The sequence below is a fragment of the Streptomyces sp. NPDC050617 genome (genome assembly GCF_040654795.1).
Taxonomy (GTDB): domain Bacteria; phylum Actinomycetota; class Actinomycetes; order Streptomycetales; family Streptomycetaceae; genus Streptomyces.
The window spans coordinates 356,420-375,970 of the sequence record NZ_JBFAIS010000004.1 but is presented as its reverse complement, the minus strand read 5'-3'; the positions used below and the strand labels follow the sequence as shown (position 1 = coordinate 375,970).

The window sequence follows — 19,551 nt, the reverse complement described above, 5'->3', positions numbered from 1 at the left end:
CCGGCCGGTGTCCCCCCTCTTCGCGAGACCCGTCTCTCCGTGATTCCCGTGCAGCCCTATGCCCAGAAGGCCCGAAATGTACCGAATCTTCTTTCAGCTGATCTTCCGCCGCATGGACCCGGAGGCCGCCCACCACCTCGCCTTCGGCTGGATCCGCGGCGCCGCCCGCGTCCCCGTCCTGCGCACCCTCCTCGCCGCCCTCCTCGCGCCCCGCCACAAGGCGCTGCGCGTCGAGGCCCTGGGTCGCCGGATGCACGGCCCCTTCGGCCTCGCCGCCGGGTTCGACAAGAACGCCGTCGCCGTCGACGGCATGACGATGCTCGGCTTCGACCACGTCGAGATCGGCACCGTCACCGCCGAGCCTCAGCCCGGCAACCCCAAGAAGCGCCTCTTCCGCCTCGTGCAGGACCGCGCGCTGATCAACCGTATGGGATTCAACAACGAAGGCTCCGCGGCCGTCTCCGCCCGCCTGGCGGCCCGCAACCCCGTCTTCAAGACCACCGTCGGCGTCAACATCGGCAAGACCAAGGCCGTACCGGAGGAGGGCGCCGTCGCCGACTACGTCACCTCCACCGAGCGCCTCGCCGCCCACGCCGACTACCTCGTCGTCAACGTCAGCTCCCCGAACACCCCCGGACTGCGCGACCTCCAGGCCGTCGGCCACCTGCGCCCGCTGCTCACCGCCGTACGCGAGGCCGCCGACCGCACCGTGCCCGGCCGCCGCGTCCCCCTCCTGGTCAAGATCGCCCCCGACCTCGCCGACGAGGACGTGGACGCCGTCGCCGACCTCGCCGTCGAACTCGGCCTGGACGGCATCATCGCCACCAACACCACCATCGCCCGCGACGGCCTCGGCCTCAGGTCCGAGCCGTCGCTGACCAAGGAGACCGGCGGACTCTCCGGGCAGCCGCTGAAGGCCCGCTCCCTGGAGGTCCTGCGCCGCCTGTACGCCCGGGTGGGCGACCGGATCACCCTGATAGGGGTCGGCGGCGTGGAGAGCGCCGACGACGCCTGGGAGCGCATCCTCGCCGGCGCCACCCTCGTCCAGGGCTACAGCGCCTTCATCTACCAGGGCCCCTTCTGGTGCCGCACCCTCCACCGCGGCCTCGCCGAGCGCCTCGCCGCCAGCCCGTACGCCACCCTCGCCGACGCCGTCGGCGCCGAGCACCGGAAGGTGACCGCATGACCAGCGCCCCGGAGCCCTTCGGAACCCGCCTGCGCCGCGCCATGGACGAGCGCGGCCCGCTGTGCGTGGGCATCGACCCGCACCCCTCGCTGCTCGCCGACTGGGGACTCGGCGACGACATCGCGGGGCTGGAGACCTTCACCCGTACGGCCGTGGCGGCGCTCGCCGACCGGGTCGCCGTGCTCAAGCCGCAGTCCGCCTTCTTCGAGCGGTTCGGCTCGCGCGGCATCGCCGTCCTGGAACGGGCCGTCGCCGAGGCCCGCGCCGCGGGCGCCCTGGTCCTCATGGACGCCAAGCGCGGCGACATCGGCTCCACCATGGCCGCGTACGCCGCGACCTACCTCGACCCGGCGAGCCCGCTCTTCTCCGACGCCGTCACCCTCAGTCCGTACCTCGGCTACGGCTCGCTGCGCCCGGCGCTGGACCTGGCCCGCGAGAGCGGCGCCGGCGTCTTCGTGCTGGCGCTCACCTCCAACGCGGAGGGCGCCGAGGTCCAGCACGCCGTACGGGCCGACGGCACGAGCGTCGCCGCCACGATGCTCGGCCACCTGCGGGACGAGAACGCGGGCGCGGCGCCCATGGGCTCGTACGGCGCGGTCGTCGGCGCGACGCTGGGCGACACGCTCGGCGCGGCCGGCGTGGACCCGGCGATCAACGGCCCGCTGCTCGCCCCCGGCATCGGCGCGCAGGGCGCGACCCCCGCCGACCTCCCGCGGGTCTTCGGCGCGGCTGTGCGGGACGTCGTCCCGAGCGTCAGCCGGGGGGTGCTGCGGCACGGTCCGGACGCCGCCGGACTGCGCGCTTCCGCCGCGCGGTTCGCCGAAGAAGTCCGCGCGGCGGTCGGCTGATGTCAAAATTGTTGGTTGTTATGTCCGGAAAAGTACTAGTCGAGCGAGTCTGACCAGGAGTTTTCACCTGTTCTCGCTGACTGGAGCGGGATCGGCCGCTAGTCTCCGACGAGAGCGAACGTGCAAGCGCGTTGCTCGTTGCTCCGTAGGTGTGGGGCGACTAGGTTCCTCACCGGTCCGTATCCGACAGTTCGACATCCGAGGTGACGTAGGCGTGGCTCTTCCGCCCCTTACCCCTGAACAGCGCGCAGCCGCGCTAGAAAAGGCCGCCGCGGCTCGCCGGGAGCGCGCCGAGGTCAAGAATCGACTCAAGCACTCCGGCGCCTCGCTGCATGACGTCATCGAGCAGGGACAGAAGAACGACGTCATCGGCAAGATGAAGGTCTCAGCCCTGCTTGAGTCGCTCCCCGGCGTGGGCAAGGTCCGCGCCAAACAGATCATGGAGCGACTCGGCATCTCCGAAAGCCGCCGTGTCCGCGGTCTCGGCACCAACCAGATCGCCGCGCTGGAGCGCGAGTTCGGCGGCAAGGCGGCCTGACGTTCCCAGGCACTCCTGGGAACCGGGATAATCGCTGCATGAGTACACCAGTCTCCCGGGGGACGGCCCCCGTCCCTCCGGCCAGACATCCGCGGCTGACCGTGCTCTCCGGCCCCTCCGGGGTCGGCAAGAGCACGGTCGTCGCGCATATGCGCAAGGTCCACCCCGAGGTATGGCTCTCGGTCTCCGCCACCACCCGCAAGCCGCGGCCGGGGGAGCAGGACGGGGTCCAGTACTTCTTCGTGGACGACGAGGAGTTCGACAAGCTCATCGCCAACGGCGAACTGCTGGAGTGGGCCGAGTTCGCGGGCAACCGCTACGGCACGCCCCGGCGGGCGGTCCAGGAGCGGCTGGAGGCGGGCGAGCCCGTCCTCCTGGAGATCGACCTCCAGGGCGCGCGGCTCGTCCGCGAGTCGATGCCCGAGGCCCGGCTGACCTTCCTCGCCCCGCCGAGCTGGGACGAGCTGGTCCGCCGGCTCACCGGCCGGGGCACGGAGCCGCCCGAGGTCATCGAGCGCCGGCTGGCCGCAGCCAAGGTGGAGCTGGCCGCCGAGGCCGAGTTCGACACCACCCTCGTCAATACCTCCGTCGAGGACGTGGCCCGTGAGCTGCTAGCCTTGATGCTGAATAACTCTGGGGAGTGATCCCCGGCAACTCTGGGGGATGACCCCCGCAGTACGACGCAGCGGAAGGCAGAGCGTGTCCTCTTCTATGACCGCGCCCGAGGGCATCATCAACCCGCCGATTGATGAGCTGCTTGAGGCAACCGACTCGAAGTACAGCCTCGTGATCTACGCCGCCAAGCGCGCGCGCCAGATCAACGCGTACTACTCGCAGCTCGGCGAGGGCCTCCTGGAGTACGTCGGCCCGCTGGTGGACACGCACGTCCACGAGAAGCCGCTGTCGATCGCGCTCCGCGAGATCAACGCCGGCCTGCTGACCTCGGAGGCGATCGAGGCTCCGGCGCAGTAAGCAGAACGACCCGTCCACGGGCCCGGCAGCGCGGCTGCCGGGCCCGTGGTGTGTCATGGGTACCCGCGGGGTCTGCGCGTGGCAGGCGGTACCCCGCGGCAGCCGCAGTACACCTGAGAGCGCGGGGAGAAGCGAAGAGCATGGAAAAGCCGGATCAGCCCAAGGTCGTCCTGGGAGTGGGCGGCGGCATCGCCGCCTACAAGGCGTGCGAGCTGCTGCGCCGCTTCACCGAGTCGGGCCACGCGGTGCGGGTCGTGCCGACCGCCTCGGCGCTGCACTTCGTCGGCGAGGCCACCTGGTCGGGGCTGTCCGGCAACCCCGTCTCCACCGAGGTGTGGGACGCGGTCCACGAGGTGCCGCACGTACGGATCGGGCAGGGCGCCGACCTGGTGGTCGTCGCCCCCGCCACCGCCGACCTGCTGGCCAAGGCCGCCCACGGCCTCGCCGACGACCTGCTGACCAACACGCTCCTCACCGCCCGCTGCCCGGTCGTCTTCGCGCCCGCCATGCACACCGAGATGTGGGAGCACCCGGCCACCCAGGAGAACGTCGCCACCCTGCGCCGGCGCGGCGCCCTCGTCATCGAGCCCGCCGTGGGGCGGCTCACCGGCGTCGACACCGGCAAGGGCCGCCTGCCGGAACCCGCGGAGATCTTCGAGGTGTGCCGCGGCGTCCTGGCTCGCGGCCCGGAGGCCGCGCGCGCCGACCTCGCGGGCCGCCATGTGGTCGTCTCCGCCGGCGGCACCCGCGAGCCGCTGGACCCGGTCCGCTTCCTCGGCAACCGCTCCTCCGGCAAGCAGGGCTACGCCCTCGCCCGTACGGCCGTGGCGCGTGGCGCGCGGGTGACGCTCATCGCCGCCAACTCCGGGCTGCCCGACCCGGCCGGGGCCGATGTGGTGCGGGTGGGCACGGCCGTCGAGCTGCGGGAGGCGGTGCTGGAGGCCGCTGTGGACGCTGATGCAGTAGTGATGGCCGCAGCGGTAGCCGATTTTCGGCCAGTTCAGTACGCCCAGGGGAAGATTAAAAAGAAGGACGGACAGGAGCCGGCCCCTGTCGATCTCACCCGCAATCCAGACATTCTGGCGGAGATCTCCGCGTCACGGGCGCGTCCGGGACAGATCATCGTCGGATTCGCCGCCGAAACCGACGACGTCCTCGCGAACGGCCGCGCGAAACTCGCCCGAAAGGGCTGTGACCTGCTGGTTGTCAACGAAGTCGGGGAACGCCGCACCTTCGGCTCCGAGCAGAACGAGGCCGTGGTGCTCGCCGCAGACGGAACCGAGACTTCCGTGCCGTACGGGCCCAAGGAGGCGCTGGCCGACACGGTGTGGAGCCTGGTCGCGCCCCGATTGGCGTGAGCGGATCGAGCGCCGTTCGAGGGTGTCGCAGGTCACGACGTTCCCATAGACCGAGACGCGATGCCCAGCTCAGGAGAAGGCCGGATAAACTGGCCCCGGATCGGCGTCGGGCGCAGCCCCCGACCGGTCCGTCAATGATCAGCCAGCAGCCGCTGCAACCCCAGGGAGCGATGTGTCCCGCCGCCTGTTCACCTCGGAGTCCGTGACCGAGGGTCACCCCGACAAGATCGCTGACCAGATCAGCGACACGATCCTCGACGCTCTCCTCAAGGAGGACCCGTCCTCGCGGGTCGCCGTTGAGACGTTGATCACCACCGGCCAGGTCCACGTGGCCGGTGAGGTGACGACGAAGGCATACGCGCCGATCGCCACGCTCGTGCGCAACAAGATCCTCGACATCGGCTACGACTCGTCCAAGAAGGGCTTCGACGGAGCCTCCTGCGGCGTGTCCGTATCCATCGGCGCCCAGTCCCCGGACATCGCGCAGGGCGTCGACGACGCCTACGAGAAACGAGTCGGGGGCACCGCCGAGGACGGCGAGGACGACGCACTCGACCAGCAGGGCGCGGGCGACCAGGGCCTGATGTTCGGCTACGCCTGCGACGAGACGCCCGAGCTCATGCCGCTGCCCATCAACCTGGCGCACCGGCTCTCCCGCCGCCTCTCGGAGGTCCGCAAGAACGGGACCATCCCCTACCTGCGCCCCGACGGCAAGACCCAGGTGACCATCGAGTACGACGGCCACAAGGCAGTCCGCCTCGACACCGTCGTCGTCTCCTCCCAGCACGCCTCGGACATCGACCTGGACTCGCTGCTGGCGCCGGACATCCGGGAGTTCGTGGTCGAGCACGTCCTGGGCGAGCTGCTCCAGGACGGCATCAAGCTCGACACCGAGGGCTACAAGCTGCTGGTGAACCCGACCGGGCGGTTCGAGATCGGCGGCCCGATGGGCGACGCCGGCCTCACCGGCCGGAAGATCATCATCGACACCTACGGCGGCATGTCCCGCCACGGCGGCGGCGCCTTCTCCGGCAAGGACCCGTCCAAGGTCGACCGCTCGGCCGCGTACGCCATGCGCTGGGTCGCCAAGAACGTCGTGGCCGCCGGCCTCGCCTCGCGCTGCGAGGTCCAGGTCGCGTACGCGATCGGCAAGGCCGAGCCGGTCGGCCTGTTCGTGGAGACCTTCGGCACCGCGACCGTGGACGTGGAGAAGATCGAGACGGCCATCTCGGACGTCTTCGACCTCCGCCCCGCCGCGATCATCCGCGACCTCGACCTGCTGCGCCCGATCTACTCGCAGACCGCCGCGTACGGGCACTTCGGACGCGAGCTCCCGGACTTCACGTGGGAGCGCACGGACCGCGTGGACGCGCTGCGCCGGGCCGCGGGGCTGTAACCCTCCCCGCGCGGACAACGGCTGCTTCGCCCCGCCGATCGGACGGATCCGATCGGCGGGGCGAAGCGCTGTCCGGTGCGGCGAGCGGGCGGTGCGCGTTACCTTTTGGGGCATTTCTTACTTTTTGGGGCACTTCTTCCATGCGAAGTGGTACAGCGTGTTGATGCTGCCGTCGGTGGAGTCCATCGCCATGTAGCTGGTGAGCTTGGGATCGGCGTTCTTGCCGTCGACGCGCAGCTCGGTGTTGATGTTGAAGTAGCGCTGTTCGCCGCAGGGCGCGTAGACGCGCGCGTCGAGCTCGGTCTCGTCCGAGGTCTGCCAGTTGGCGTCGTACGGGCCGGTGAACCGGTGGCTGAGGCGAGCCGTCTGCTGGGAGCCCTGGAAGTAGTAGCCGGCCTGCTCCAGGCCGGTGGCCTTGGGCGCGAGGGAGGCGTAGCCGCGGTAGTCGGCGCGGGCGATGGCGTAGGTGAAGCCCTGCGGTACGTGGACGTTCAGCGCGATCTGGCAGTTCTTGCGGGCGTCGGTGGGCTTGGTGTCCTTGCCCGCCTGGGCGAGGTATTCGCTGTACGTCACGGTGAACGCGGTGTTGTCCGGGGCGACGCCCACCGCGGCGCTGCCGGGGCGGCAGCCGGACCCGTTGACCGTGGCGACGGTGATCGTGATCTTGCCGGTGGGCGGCGGCACCTCGTCGCCGCCACGGGCCGGCGAGGAGGGGGCGGCCGTCCCGATGAGGAACAACGCCGCCGCGGCGGAACCAACGCCCAAGGTGCGGATCATGGGCTCTTCCTTCCAGTCGTCCTGGCGTCCCCGCGGCTCGGGGACGACAGGAGAGGAATGACGAGGGCATGCCAGCACGGGGATCATGGAACGGACCCCGCTCGCTCCGAGAGTCGGTGCGAAACTACGCCTTGATTCAGCCGGGGGCGGGCGGGGGGCCGTCCGGGTCGGTGAAGTCGTCCGTGTCGGTGGAGGGGGCTTCGGGGCCGGGGTCGCTGTCGGGATCGGGGGCGCTGCCTGCGCCGGGGCCGCTGCTTGTACGGGGTGCGCCGCCTGCGCTGGGTCCGTTGCCTGTACGGGGCGTGCTACCTGTACCGGGCCCACCGCCCGTACCGGGTGCGCCGGAATCCGGCCCGCCGCCCGTACGGGGTTCGTCGGAGTCCGGTCCGTCGTCATCGTCGGGTGGATCGGCGGCCGGCGGGGGCGTCGGAGCGTCGAAGCGGCGGCGGATCTCGTCGGCGGCGTCCGGCGCGTTCGCGGCATCGAGGTCGTTCGCGATCCGGCGGGCGAACAGCGCGCGCTCGGGGGCGTCCTCGCCCATCCCCGCCTGGTCCATCAGCCTGTCCACCAGGTCGGACAGCACCGTGCCGCCGCCCGGCGGGCCGTCATCGGCGGGAGGCGGCGGCTCGTAGGGCGATCGCTCGTAGGGCGGCGGCCAGGCCCCTGCGAACCGCGGCTCCGGCTCCGGCTCCGGCTCGGGGCGCGACCCGGGCACCAGCCGCTGGAACGGCTCGGGCACGTCCTCGTTGTTGGCCGCCGAGGTGAGCTGGGCGAGCGGGCCGATCAGGTTCACGGTCCTCTCGACCTCGTCCTCGTTGCGGGCCATCCACCACACCACGGCGCTGCCGGTGTCCTTGAGCACGTCCTTCCCCAGGTACTCGCGCTTGTTGCGCTCCCAGTTGCGCTCGTGCTCCCAGACGTCCTCGTCCTTGCGTACGGCGGAGAGTTTGACCAGCCGCTCCGCGTCGGACTCGCAGAGGCGGAGCGCGACGTTCTCGGCCATGGCCTCCACCCTGCACGAAGGGTCGGGGCGCATCGTGCCGAGCGCGCCGTTGAGCTGGTACTGGGCGAGTGAACTGCGGTGCGGCGGCTGGAGGACGGTGATGTGCCGGGCCCGTTCGAGCACCGACTCGATGGCCAGCGCGCCCGCGTTGACGTGCGGGGCGGCGGCCGGGGCGTCCAGCGGACACCAGCGGACGGTGGCGGAGAAGAGAAAGTCGTAGTCGTCCACGCGGCTCGGCAGCGCGATCCCCGAAACGGCCTGCTCCCAGCGCTCCGCCTGCGGAATCGGCCAGTCCGGCTCCAGCGCGTACTCCGGCGGAACCGGCCCGCGGGGGCGCGGGCCGGCCACGAGGACAAGGCCCGCGCCGACCAGCAGCGCCGCGGCGGCCACCGCCCAGGCCCACGGGGGCCACCGCGTGGTCAGCCCGGCGATGACGAGGATCAGCCCGCAGATGACGGTGACGAAGAACGTCATGGTCTTGTGGCCAGAACTCATAGCGCGGCCTCCCGCGTCCGGATCGTCTGAGTTTTCCGCGACACGTGTCACGTGCCGAGGGGGACGGGCTCGATGCCCTGCGCGGCGTCGAGCGCGCGGTCGAAGCGGGATACGAGCGCGGCGCGCTCCGGGCTCGGGTACGCCCAGTCCCTGAAGAGGACGTGGAGACGGCCCGGCGTACCGGGGCGGCCCGCGGCCGCTCGGGCGAGAACGTCCAGCAACTGCTCGCCGCGGCCGCCGACCAGGGCGCCGGCCGCCGCCAGCCAACCGCGCGCGGGCGCGCTCCACTCCTCGCGCGAGCGGTGCCGGAAGACGGCCGCCCAGCCGGTCATGAGGCGCTCGCGCACGGCGACGGTGGAGTAGAGGGCGCGGGTGCGGGAGGCGTGGTCGGCGAGCGCGTAGAAGACGACCGCGTCCCGCGGCCACCTGCCGGGCTCCAGGCGGTCGAGGAGCAGGCGGAAGAGGCGGCCGTCGCCGGCGGCGAGGGCGAGCAGGGCGTCGAGGGCCGGGTTCTCCTTCGCGGGCCGCTCCCGGCGGGCGAGGTGGTGCAGGCGCACCAGGGCCTGGTCGGGGTGGGTCTCCGACATGACCTTGGAGCACACCACGACCAGGACGCGCCTGCGCAACGCCGTCAGGTGCGGATCGAGGGACCAGTCGTAGATCTGCCTCCGGAACGCCCGGCCGTGCCGTTCGTGGCGCAGGCCCACGGCCAGGAGCTGGACGGTGTCGGGCATGAGCCGTACCGCGCCGCCGTGCGTCCACCGCTCGGCCAGCGCAAGCAAGTCCGGGGGACGGTCGGTGCGCAAGCCTTGTTCCGCGAAGTGCGGGACCATGACGGCGCGTTCGGGCGCTCCGAAGGCCGGGTCCAGGACGCAGTCCCTGACCCAGTTCCTGAAGTTGGTCCGTACGTCGGGGAAGTACGTCCAGAAGTGGGTGCGGATCGCCTGGGCGTACGCCGGTATGCGGAAGCGGACCATGCCGTCCGGCTGAGTCTCGGCCCCGATGCCCTTGAACTGTGCGGTCAGATCCAGGTGCTCCAGCCGGGGGCGTTCGTCCGTCGGATGACTTATGGCCTTCAGCAGCGACTCCGTGGCGCGGAAGACCGCGTCCGGCCTGCGCCCGTGGAGCATGGCCAGCGACAGCGCCAGCGCCCGCTGCCGCCCCTCCGCCTTGGCGATGAAGTCCGCGACTTCCGGGGTACGGTCGGTGACCGCGCCCAAGGCGCGTGCGCACCACTGGGGGAACGCGTCGTCCTTTTCGTGGCTGTCGTCCCGCTCCATGCGGATGCGGTCCGCCAACCTGGCGATCTCGCGCATGGGCTCGTGGAGTAGGTACTCCTGCAGGTCGGCGACGGAGTCCACCTCGCTGCGGTCGAAGACGACGCGGTCGACCCGCAGGTACCGCATCAGCACCTCGTGTCCGGACGGCCGCCCGATCTCCACCGTGAATTGACGCTGGCCGGGCCCCTGGAGGTAGCCGAAGTGGGCGGGGAGCACGACCACGAGCCGTGCCGCACGCTCGTTCAGCACCGCGCGAAACGCCGACAGTTCGTTCTGCACGGCGATGTACCGGGCCTCGTCGCTGTTCGACAGGTCCAGCAGCAGGCGGTCGCCCGCTCCGATGACGGAGGTGTCCAGGGCCTGGGAGCCCTTGTCGTCCTGGGTGTCGGGGAGCTCATGGAGGCTGCCCTCGGTCCCCGGCGACCGGTGCAGCAACATGACGGCCGCGGCCCGCCGGCCGCTCCCCGTCCCGCCGCCGAGCAGGACGCTGCCGTGGTCGCGCAGCATGTCGCGCGCCTGGCCGTACCGGTCGGGCTCGATGAAGCGCCGGTCGAGCCATTCGCGTTCGTCCCGGGCGATGAGCCGAGGGCTCCCGCCGAGATCGCCGAGGCGTGAAGTGGCCTGCTGCATATAGAGGTTGAACTGCGTGCCCTCGCCGGTGTGCGTCGCACCGTAGGACTCGGAGATGAAGGTGGTGTTGTCCTCCTGGGCCGGTCCGGCCATCAGCGTTCGCCCTCCTCGTCCCGATGGGAGGAGCCGAACCGAGGGTGGTTGCCGCCCTGGCTGTGGGCTACGTAGCTGGTGTTTTCGCCGTTGAACTGCGGTCCGTTGATCAGCTCGCCGCGCCCGGTGTGGAGCGGGCCGTACGACTCGTGGACGTATGTGTCGAGCCTCCCGTGCATATTGCCGATGCCGCCGCTCTGCCCGGTGTTGCTCATCGTCGGCTCTTGAGGCGCCGCCGACTGCTCGTCAGGGGCCGGGCGGTGCTTGTCCAGGGACGCCAGTTCCGGCACTTGCTGCACCAGCCGGTCGCCCAGCCGGACGAGGTCCGTGTCGGCGGTGCGCTCGTGGAAGCGCTCGAACTGGCACTCAGCCAGCCTGGCGATCGGCTTCGGGAGCCGTCGCGCGTCCAACTGGTCGGTGTGCCGTTCGATCAGGACCGGCACGACGAGCACGCCGCACCCGAACGCCTCCTCCAGCTCCCGGCGGACCCAGTCGTCCGGGTTGTTGAGCGCCCTGCGGCCCCTGCGCCGGGGGTCGGGGGCGTCGAGCCAGTCCGGGCCGACGAGGGCGAGCAGGACACTGCAGCGCCGGACCTTGTTGACGAGGGAGGCGATGTAGTTGGCGCCGAGGTCGATGGACTGGTGGCCGGCGAGGAAGACGCTGTCCGGACCGAACCGCTCGGTCAGGACGCGCTCGAAAGTGAAGGCCGTCGATTTGGCGGTCATGACACGGTAGTTGATGAACAGTTCATGCATGATGTGCGTCCTCTCAGAGAGACGATTGGGTCACAACGCTGCCCAGGTCCGGGGCCAGCGCTCGCACCGCCGCGCTGCGCGGATGCCGCCCCAGCACCCGCGCCAGCCGCCGCAGGTCCGCCGTGATCGTGGCGGAGCGCACCAGCCCGACGGCGTCGAGCAGGCCCCGCGTCACCGCGCACGCCTCCTCGATCTCCCCGGCCGCCGCGTGCGCCAGGGCCCGCCGCACCCCGTACCGGGCCCGCGTGCGCAGCGCGTCCGCGGGAAGGCGGGCGGTCTCCCGGTCGAGGACTTCGGCGGCGCGGCGCGGGTGGCCGAGTTCGTACAGGCACCAGCCGGTGAACATCGAGACGACGTCGGGCAGATGGGAGGCGCCGATCACCGGGGACGACGGGTCCGCGGCGTCGAGGGCGAGGAGTTCGCGGGAGCGGTCGAGGCTGCGCATGCAGGCGTCGTGGTCGCCGGCGACGGCGTGGCTCTGGGCGAGGTGCTGTGCGGCCAGGCCGCGGATGCGCGGTGGCGCGGGGCTGGCCAGGGCGTGGTCGGACAGGCGGACGGCGGCGGCCGTGTCGCCGCGGAAGAGGCTGACGAGGGCCCGGCGTACGAGCGCGTAGACGGCGAGTTCGCGGTCGCCGCCGGCGGTCGCGAGTTCCACGGCCCGGTCCGTCCACCACAGCGCGGAGCCGTCGTTGCCGGACTCCTGCGCCATCCAGCCCGCGTACTCCGCGTACCGGGAGGCCAGGACGAGCAGTTCGCGCCGGGTAGCCGGGCCGGAGCGGGCAGCCTGCTGTTCGAGGCTGTGGGTCTGGGCTATGAGCGGGGGCAGGACGCCGCCGGGGCCGGAGAGCTGGCCCAGCCTCCGGAACTGGTCGAACATCGAGCGGTGGGCGTCGACCAGCGTCGTCGCCCCGGTGTCGGCGGTGATCTGCACGCCGCCGACGCCCATGGCGAGAACCGAGACGGCTCCCGCCGTGAGGACCCGGCGGCGGTTCATCGGGCGGAACGAGCCCGTTCCGTCTTTGCCCAGGCGCATGAGCCACACCTCATCGTCGTGATGTGCGTCGGAGTGGTGCGTGTCGGAGTCGTGTGCGTCGTTGCGACGTGTGTCGTGGCGATGTGCGTCGTGGTGATATGCGTCGTCGTGGTGCGCGTCGTTGCGATGCGCATCGGAATTCGGCAGGCCGGTCGCCGGGGACCGGCCGGGGACCAGGGCGGCGAGCGCGCCGCCGGCCCCGAGCACGGTGTCGCAGAGCCGGGACAGCTCCTGGGTGGGGCGCTTGAGCCCCCGCTCCACTTTGCTCAGCTGGGCCTTGCTGTAGTGCACCGACTGGCCGAGCCGCTCCAGCGACCACTTCGCGGCCAGCCGCCGTCTGCGCAGCTCCCGCCCGAACTCGTACGGCTGCTCCGGCATTTCGACCTCCGTACTCCATGCGCCGGGCAGCTGACGTTCGCCGCGAGTAGCGTGCGGCAGGCCGTCCGGCGGAACAAGGCGAATGGGGACGTTTCCCGTTTCCTCTCTCGTTTCCTCTCCAGACTGCCGTTCGCTCGCGGGGCGCGGGAGTGTCAGTGGCGTCTGCTAAGACTGGAGCTGTGAGCAGCGAGAACGGGCGGCCGGAGCGTAATCCGGCACGGGCGGGCGCGTCCCCGGGGGACGCGCCCGCGCCGGACGTGCCCTCGGCGGGCGACCCCGCCGGGGGAGAGCAGCTCGCGCTCATCCGGGAGACCGTGCGCGAGGCGAAGAAGCCGCGCGCCAAGCCGCGCACCTGGCGCGGCGCCGCGCTCGCCGCGGACCGGCCCGTCGCCCGCGTCCTCGTGGACAAGGGGCTCATCCACCTCGACCAGTTCTTCGACTACGCCGTGCCCGAGGCCATGGACGCCGAGGCGCGGCCCGGCGCCCGGGTGCGGGTGCGGTTCGGGGCCCGCGTCGCCAAGGGGCGCCGCGAGGGCGGCGAGCTGCACAACGGCTTCATCGTCGAGCGCCGGGCGGAGAGCGACTACCGCGGCCCGCTCGCCCCCATCGCCCAGGTCCTCTCCCCGGAGCCGGTGCTCGGCCCCGAGCTGCTGGCGCTGTGCCGCGCCGTCGCCGACCGGTACGCGGGCACGCTCGCGGACGTCGTCCAGCTCGCCGTCCCGCCCCGCCGCGCCCGCCCCGAGGCCGAGCCCGCGCCCGAACCGCTGCCACCGCCCGCCCCGCCCGAGCCCGGCAGCTGGACCCGGTATCCGACCGGCCCCGCCTACCTCGACGCCGTCCGCCGGGGCGAGCGCCCCCGCGCCGTATGGACCGCGCTGCCCGGCCCGCACTGGCCCGACGAGCTGGCCCGCGCCGCCGCCACGGCCCTCGCCTCCGGCCGCGGCGCGCTGATCGTCGTGCCGGACGGGCGCGCCGCCGCCCGCGTCGACGCCGCGCTGACCGCGCTGCTCGGCGACGGCCGGCACACGCTGCTCACCGCGGACGCCGGGCCCGAGGAGCGCTACCGCCGCTGGCTCGCCGTCAGCCGCGGCGGCGTACGGGCGGTGGTCGGCACCCGGGCCGCGATGTTCGCGCCCGTACGGGACCTCGGCCTCGTCGCGATCTGGGACGACGGCGACGCCAGCCACAGCGAGCAGCACGCGCCCCAGCCGCACGCGCGCGAGGTGCTGCTGCTGCGCGCCGCGCACGAGAAGGCTGCCTTCCTGCTCGGGGGCCACGGCTGCACGGTCGAGGCCGCCCAGCTCGTGGAGACCGGCTGGGCGCTGCCGCTGGCCGCCGACCGCGCCCAGGTGCGCGCCGCCGCCCCCATGATCCGTACGGTCGGCGACGGCGACCAGGCACGCGACGAGGCGGCGCGCGCCGCCAGGCTCCCCACCCTCGCCTGGCAGGCCGTGCGCGACGGTCTCAAGAGCGGACCGGTGCTGGTCCAGGTGCCGCGCCGGGGGTACGTACCGCGGCTGGCCTGCGAGCGGTGCCGCGAGCCCGCGCGATGCCGGCACTGCGCCGGGCCCCTGGAGGCGCGCGGCGGCGACGGCGAACTGCACTGCGGCTGGTGTGGGCGCGAGGCCCACGACTGGCACTGCGCCGAGTGCGGCGGCTTCCGGCTGCGGGCCCAGGTCGTCGGGGCCCGGCGCACCGCCGAGGAACTGGGCAGGGCGTTCCCCGCCGTGCCCGTACGGACCTCCGGACGCGACCACATCCTGGACACCGTGCCCGACGGACCCGCCCTCGTCGTCTCCACCCCCGGCGCAGAGCCCATCGCCGAGGGGGGGTACGCGGCGGCCCTCCTCCTCGACGGCTGGGCCCTCCTCACCCGTCCCGACCTGCGCGCGGGCGAGGAGGCGCTGCGCCGCTGGCTGGGCGCGGCCGCCCTGGTGCGGGGGCAGGAGGCGGGCGGCACGGTGGTCGTCGTCGCCGAGCCCACCCTGCGGCCCGTACAGGCCCTGGTGCGCTGGGACCCGGCCGGGCACGCGGTGCGGGAGCTCGCGGACCGCGCCGAACTGGGGTTCCCGCCCGTCTCGCGGATGGCGGCGGTGGCGGGGCCGCCGGAGGCCGTGGCGGACCTGATCGAGGTGGCCGAACTCCCCGCCGACGCCGAGGTGCTGGGCCCGGTCGCGATGCCCGTGACCGAGGCCGGACGGCCGCGCCGTACGGGCGACCCGCCGCCGGGGGAGCGGTGGGAGCGGGCGCTGCTGCGGGTGCGCCCCGGCAGCGGGGCCGCGCTGGCCGCCGCGCTGAAGGCGGCGCAGGCGGCCCGGCTGGCGCGCCGCGAGGGAGCCCCGGTGCGGATCAGGATCGATCCACCGGACATCGGCTGACATCGGCCGACATCGGCTGTCATCAGTTGCCCACCAGTTGTCATAGGCCGATATCAGCTGGCAGGAGACTGGTCGGAGGAGTGGCTGGAATGGCGCTGCCCCGCGGTCCGGCGCGGCCGGGCCTCGGGGCAGTGAAGGGGGCAGTGCAGGGACGGGCGAGTGGAGCGGATTCGGGGGCGGCGGTCGGGTCAGCCGTTGCGGGGGCCGGGGAAGACGCCGGGCCGCGGCTCGTCCCGCAGCCCCGAATCCCGCAGCCCCGAGTCCCGCAGCGCCGCATCGCGGAGACCGGGCTCCCGCAGGCCCGCGTCCCGCATACCCGCGTCCCGCATACCCGAGTCGCGCAGCGCCGGGGCCGACTGCCCCGGCATGGCGCGGGCGGCGGGCACGGCGGGGAGCTGGGGGCCCACGGATACGGCCGGCAGCCCGCCCGTGTCCGGCGTACGGACCGACTCGCCGCCGCCCGCGGCGTTCTGCGCGGTGGCCCGGCGCGTGCCGTAACGCCGGTGCACCGCCTGCTTGGTGACACCGAGCGCCGAACCCACCGCGTCCCACGAGAAACCCAGCGAGCGGTCGAAGTCCACGGCCGCGGTGACGAGCGTCTCGATGCTGTCGCGCAGCTCCTGCGCGAGCCGTACGGTCGGTGCGGGCGCCCGCCCGTACACGACGAAGCCCGCGGACGGGCCGGTGCGCCGCGGGCGGTAGACGTTTCCGAGCTGGGCGGTGAGGGTGCGCAGTGCGTCCACCTGTCGGCGGACCCGCTCGATGTCCCGCACCAGCAGATGCAGGCTGGCCCGTGCCTGGGCGTCGTGGGTTGCATGGTCGGCCATGAACAAGCCTCTCGAACCGGCGTGGAAAGCGGAATAGGGAAGGTGGAACAGGGAAGGTGGAACGCGGACATCAGGGCAGTGAGTCGGCCGGCCATCGGAAGCGAACGAGGGCCGGACCGTGCCGCGGCCCGTTCCGGTCAATCTCTCTTGACCTCAACGCGAGACGTGCCTTGTGGGTCACGCTGAGGGGGCGTACGGCCTGCGCGGCGGGGCGCGAATTGACGCGTACGCCCCCTGCGGCCGCAGCTTCGCTCTGCGGGCCCTGTCGGCCCGTACGGCCGCGTTACGGTCCCGGCGTCCCGTCGGCCTGTGCGACCGTGGCTCCGGTCCCCGGTCGCTGTCTGTCCGTACGGCCGTGGCTCCGGCCCCCGGTCGGTGTCCGCCCGTACGAGCCCCGCCCCCCGGGCCGACCCGAGTCCGCCGGCCTGACCTCCCAGCCCCGCCCGCCCCGCCGGGACGAGGTCGCCCCCGCCGTGCCGAGGCCGCCCCGCCGGACAGGGCCTAGACTGGTCCGCCGTTCAGCTCGGCGCGTTGAGAGGTAGATCGCCACCCATGAGGCTCGTCTTCGCCGGTACCCCCGAGGTCGCAGTGCCCGCCCTCGACGCGCTGCTCGCGTCGGACCGGCACGAGGTCGTCGCCGTCGTCACCCGGCCCGACGCCCCCGCCGGGCGCGGCCGCCGGCTGGTCGCCAGCCCCGTCGCCCAGCGCGCCGAGGAGGAGGGCATCGAGGTGCTCAAGCCCGCCAAGCCGCGCGACGAGGACTTCCTCGCCCGGCTGCGGGAGATCGCCCCCGACTGCTGCCCCGTCGTCGCCTACGGCGCGCTCCTGCCCAAGGCCGCGCTGGAGATCCCCGCTCATGGCTGGGTCAATCTGCACTTCTCGCTGCTGCCCGCGTGGCGCGGCGCCGCCCCCGTGCAGCACGCGGTGCTGGCCGGGGACGAGGTCACGGGCGCGTCGACGTTCCTGATCGAGCAGGGGCTCGACTCCGGGCCGGTCTTCGGGGTGCTCACCGAGGAGGTCCGCCCCACGGACACCAGCGGCGACCTGCTGACCCGGCTGGCCTTCGCCGGGTCCGGGCTGCTCGTGGCCACCATGGACGGCATCGAGGACAACACCCTCGAAGCCGTGCCGCAGCCCGAGGAGGGCGTCACCCTCGCGCCGAAGATCAACGTCGAGGACGCCGAAATCGACTGGACCGTGCCCGCGCTCCGCGTCGACCGCGTGGTGCGCGGCTGCGCCCCCGTGCCCGGCGCGTGGACCCTCTTCCGCGGCGAGCGGCTCAAGCTGATGTCCGTGGCCCTGTGCCCGGACCGCGGCGACCTCGCGCCCGGCGAACTGTCCGTCACGAAGAACGCCGTGTACGCCGGCACTGGCTCGCACGCTGTCGAGCTGCTGTGGGTCCAGCCCCAGGGCAAGAAGCCGATGAAGGCCGCCGACTGGGCGCGCGGCGTCCGGATCGCCCAGGGCGAGCGGCTCGGCGCGGAGTGAGGCGCGGGGCGTAGCCTAAGCCCATCGTCATCCCAGCTCCGGAGCACCTTTCGTGAACGATCAGGCCCCCCGCCGCCGGCCCGCCAGGCCCGCGAAACCCCACCGCCGCCCCAAGAAGGATCCCGTGCGGATCCTCGCCTTCGAGGCGCTGCGCGCCGTGGACGAGCGGGACGCCTACGCGAATCTGGTGCTGCCGCCGCTGCTGCGCAAGGCCCGCGACAAGGCTCGGGACGACGCCGCCGCGGGCAAGGGCGGCCCGGCGTTCGACGCGCGGGACGCGGCGCTGGCCACCGAGCTGGTGTACGGGACGCTGCGCCGCCAGGGCACGTACGACGCGATCATCGCGGCCTGCGTGGACCGGCCGCTGCGCGAGGTGGACCCGCCGGTCCTCGACGTGCTGGGCCTGGGCGCGCATCAACTGCTCGGGACTCGTATCCCCAGCCACGCGGCGGTCTCCGCCACCGTGGAACTCGCCCGTGTCGTCCTCGGCGACGGGCGCGCGAAGTTCGTCAACGCCGTGCTCCGCAAGATCGCCGCAGACGACCTCGACGGCTGGCTGGAAAGGGTCGCGCCGCCCTACGACGCGGACCCCGAGGACCACTTGGCGGTCGTCCACTCCCACCCGCGCTGGGTCGTCTCCGCGCTGTGGGACGCGCTCGGCGGCGGCCGGGCCGGCATCGAGGACCTCCTCGAAGCGGACAACGAACGGCCCGAGGTGACGCTCGTGGCCCGCCCCGGCCGCACCACGGTCGACGAGCTGATGGACGAGGTGGGCGAGGACTCGGGGCTGCCCGGCCGCTGGTCGCCGTATGCCGTGCGGCTCGCCGAGGGCGGCGAGCCCGGCGCGCTGGACTCGGTCCGCGAGGGCCGGGCCGGCGTGCAGGACGAGGGCAGCCAACTGGTCGCGGCAGCCCTGGCGAACGCCCCGCTGGACGGCCCCGACCGGCGCTGGCTCGACGGCTGCGCGGGCCCCGGCGGCAAGGCCGCCCTGCTCGCGGCGCTCGCCGCCGGGCGCGGCGCGTCGCTGCTCGCCTCCGAGAAGCAGCCGCACCGCGCCCGCCTCGTCGAACGGGCGCTGGCCGGCAACCCCGGCCCGTACCAGGTCATCGCGGCGGACGGTACGCGCCCGCCCTGGCGCGAGGGCGTCTTCGACCGCGTCCTGGTCGACGTGCCGTGCACCGGCCTCGGCGCGCTGCGCCGCCGCCCCGAAGCCCGCTGGCGGCGCCGGCCCGAGGACCTGGACGGCTTCGCGCCGCTCCAGCGCGGGCTGCTGCGCGAGGCGCTGCGCTCGGTGCGCGTCGGCGGCGTCGTCGGCTACGCGACCTGCTCGCCGCACCTCGCCGAGACCCGCGCCGTGGTCGACGACGTCCTCAAGGGCCGCGGCGGCCCGGCGCCCGGCGCCGAACTCATCGACGCGCGCCCCCTGATGCCGGGCGTCCCGGCACTCGGCGACGGCCCGGACGTACAGCTGTGGCCGCATCTGCACGGTACGGACGCGATGTACCTGGCGCTGCTGCGGCGTACGGACTGACGGATCCGACCTGTAGGTTCGCTTTTCGCGTGTCCTTTTCTCATTACCGATGGCCTTTGTCCGGCCCCAAGGACAGCGAGGTGAGACGCACTCCCGTCTCATCGTTCACTCGTCGTGGTGCGTTCCCGGTCTCGGGCGCCATGTCCCGGACTTCCTGGTACTGCGGGAGAAGACGTGTGGCGTCGTGAACGTCAAGCCGCGGCGTCTGCTCTTCCTCGTGGCTATCGCTGCGACTGGCCCTTCGACGAGGACCTGCTCGCTGAGATTCGGGGGCGAATCTGGACGGGGCACTGCTGGGCGAGGCGTTTCGTGCTTTTCCGCACCGCCCGGCGTGGAAGATGCGGGCCGCCGTCCTGGGGCTGTCGCGGTGCCAGCACTTCGTGACCGACCTGACCGTGTTGTTGTTCGAGCGCCACAGGTCGGCCACGGTGGTCGGCGCCGGGCAGCCCGGCCTGCTTCGTCCAGTCAAGGAGTGCGGGATCGATGTTGGTGGTGGGATCAGCTTGCACGCCGGCACTCAGGAGTGCTTGCCGACCTCACTACAACACCGCCATCATGAGGCGTTGAGGACGACAGGAGCCACGG

Annotated in this window: 15 protein-coding genes and 1 pseudogene; 10 read left to right on the top strand and 6 right to left on the bottom strand. The window is 72.8% G+C overall.

What is annotated here, in order from left to right; genetic code table 11:
* The first annotated feature begins 76 nt into the window (after positions 1 to 76).
* From AB0I49_RS08465 to metK, 7 genes are all read left to right on the top strand, one after another.
* Positions 77 to 1,186 (top strand): quinone-dependent dihydroorotate dehydrogenase, encoded by a 1,110-nt coding sequence (locus tag AB0I49_RS08465; protein WP_363226050.1) that lies wholly within the window; start codon positions 77 to 79, stop codon positions 1,184 to 1,186.
* A complete protein-coding gene (gene pyrF / locus AB0I49_RS08460; protein WP_363226049.1) occupies positions 1,183 to 2,034 on the top strand; it encodes an orotidine-5'-phosphate decarboxylase in 852 nt (283 codons plus the stop codon). The genes AB0I49_RS08465 and pyrF overlap by 4 nt, the downstream gene beginning before the upstream one ends.
* A gap of 214 nt (positions 2,035 to 2,248) precedes the next feature.
* On the top strand, positions 2,249 to 2,572 hold the full coding sequence (locus AB0I49_RS08455) for an integration host factor (protein ID WP_030879735.1): 324 nt from the start codon (positions 2,249 to 2,251) through the stop codon (positions 2,570 to 2,572).
* A 38-nt stretch (positions 2,573 to 2,610) separates the two neighbouring features.
* Entirely contained in the window at positions 2,611 to 3,216 is a 606-nt protein-coding gene (gmk, locus tag AB0I49_RS08450) for a guanylate kinase (protein ID WP_363226048.1), read from the top strand.
* A gap of 55 nt (positions 3,217 to 3,271) precedes the next feature.
* Positions 3,272 to 3,544, top strand: coding sequence for a DNA-directed RNA polymerase subunit omega (gene rpoZ / locus AB0I49_RS08445; RefSeq protein WP_030879741.1), 273 nt, complete (start codon positions 3,272 to 3,274; stop codon positions 3,542 to 3,544).
* A gap of 140 nt (positions 3,545 to 3,684) precedes the next feature.
* Positions 3,685 to 4,902, top strand: coding sequence for a bifunctional phosphopantothenoylcysteine decarboxylase/phosphopantothenate--cysteine ligase CoaBC (gene coaBC / locus AB0I49_RS08440; protein WP_363226047.1), 1,218 nt, complete (start codon positions 3,685 to 3,687; stop codon positions 4,900 to 4,902).
* 172 nt (positions 4,903 to 5,074) lie between these two features.
* Positions 5,075 to 6,298, top strand: coding sequence for a methionine adenosyltransferase (gene metK, locus AB0I49_RS08435; protein ID WP_363226046.1), 1,224 nt, complete (start codon positions 5,075 to 5,077; stop codon positions 6,296 to 6,298).
* A gap of 117 nt (positions 6,299 to 6,415) precedes the next feature.
* Here metK and AB0I49_RS08430 read toward each other — a convergent pair whose 3' ends face one another.
* From AB0I49_RS08430 to AB0I49_RS08410, 5 genes are all read right to left on the bottom strand, one after another.
* On the bottom strand, positions 6,416 to 7,075 hold the full coding sequence (locus tag AB0I49_RS08430; protein ID WP_363226045.1) for a DUF4360 domain-containing protein: 660 nt from the start codon (positions 7,073 to 7,075) through the stop codon (positions 6,416 to 6,418).
* 136 nt (positions 7,076 to 7,211) lie between these two features.
* Positions 7,212 to 8,573 carry a hypothetical protein gene (locus AB0I49_RS08425; RefSeq protein WP_363226044.1) on the bottom strand — a complete coding sequence of 454 codons (1,362 nt, stop codon included), beginning with the start codon at positions 8,571 to 8,573 and terminating at the stop codon, positions 7,212 to 7,214.
* Positions 8,574 to 8,620: 47 nt separating this feature from the next.
* The gene (locus AB0I49_RS08420; RefSeq protein WP_363226043.1) at positions 8,621 to 10,576 is read right to left on the bottom strand and encodes an ABC transporter substrate-binding protein; all 1,956 of its coding nucleotides are present in this window, start codon (positions 10,574 to 10,576) and stop codon (positions 8,621 to 8,623) included.
* Positions 10,576 to 11,331, bottom strand: coding sequence for a TIR domain-containing protein (locus AB0I49_RS08415; protein ID WP_363226042.1), 756 nt, complete (start codon positions 11,329 to 11,331; stop codon positions 10,576 to 10,578). The genes AB0I49_RS08420 and AB0I49_RS08415 overlap by 1 nt, the downstream gene beginning before the upstream one ends.
* 13 nt (positions 11,332 to 11,344) lie before the next feature.
* The gene (locus AB0I49_RS08410) at positions 11,345 to 12,742 is read right to left on the bottom strand and encodes a helix-turn-helix domain-containing protein (protein ID WP_363226041.1); all 1,398 of its coding nucleotides are present in this window, start codon (positions 12,740 to 12,742) and stop codon (positions 11,345 to 11,347) included.
* A 257-nt stretch (positions 12,743 to 12,999) separates the two neighbouring features.
* Between AB0I49_RS08410 and AB0I49_RS08405 the strand changes: the two genes are divergently transcribed.
* Positions 13,000 to 15,120, top strand: coding sequence for a primosomal protein N' (locus AB0I49_RS08405; protein WP_363226077.1), 2,121 nt, complete (start codon positions 13,000 to 13,002; stop codon positions 15,118 to 15,120).
* A 335-nt stretch (positions 15,121 to 15,455) separates the two neighbouring features.
* Here AB0I49_RS08405 and AB0I49_RS08400 read toward each other — a convergent pair.
* A pseudogene (locus AB0I49_RS08400) lies at positions 15,456 to 15,947 on the bottom strand (hypothetical protein); the annotation flags it as partial.
* 552 nt (positions 15,948 to 16,499) lie between these two features.
* Between AB0I49_RS08400 and fmt the strand changes: the two are divergent.
* Complete coding sequence (gene fmt, locus AB0I49_RS08395; RefSeq protein ID WP_363226040.1) at positions 16,500 to 17,435, top strand: methionyl-tRNA formyltransferase; 936 nt, start codon at positions 16,500 to 16,502, stop codon at positions 17,433 to 17,435.
* Positions 17,436 to 17,487: 52 nt separating this feature from the next.
* Positions 17,488 to 18,966 (top strand): transcription antitermination factor NusB, encoded by a 1,479-nt coding sequence (locus tag AB0I49_RS08390; RefSeq protein ID WP_363226039.1) that lies wholly within the window; start codon positions 17,488 to 17,490, stop codon positions 18,964 to 18,966.
* The last annotated feature ends 585 nt before the right edge of the window (positions 18,967 to 19,551 follow it).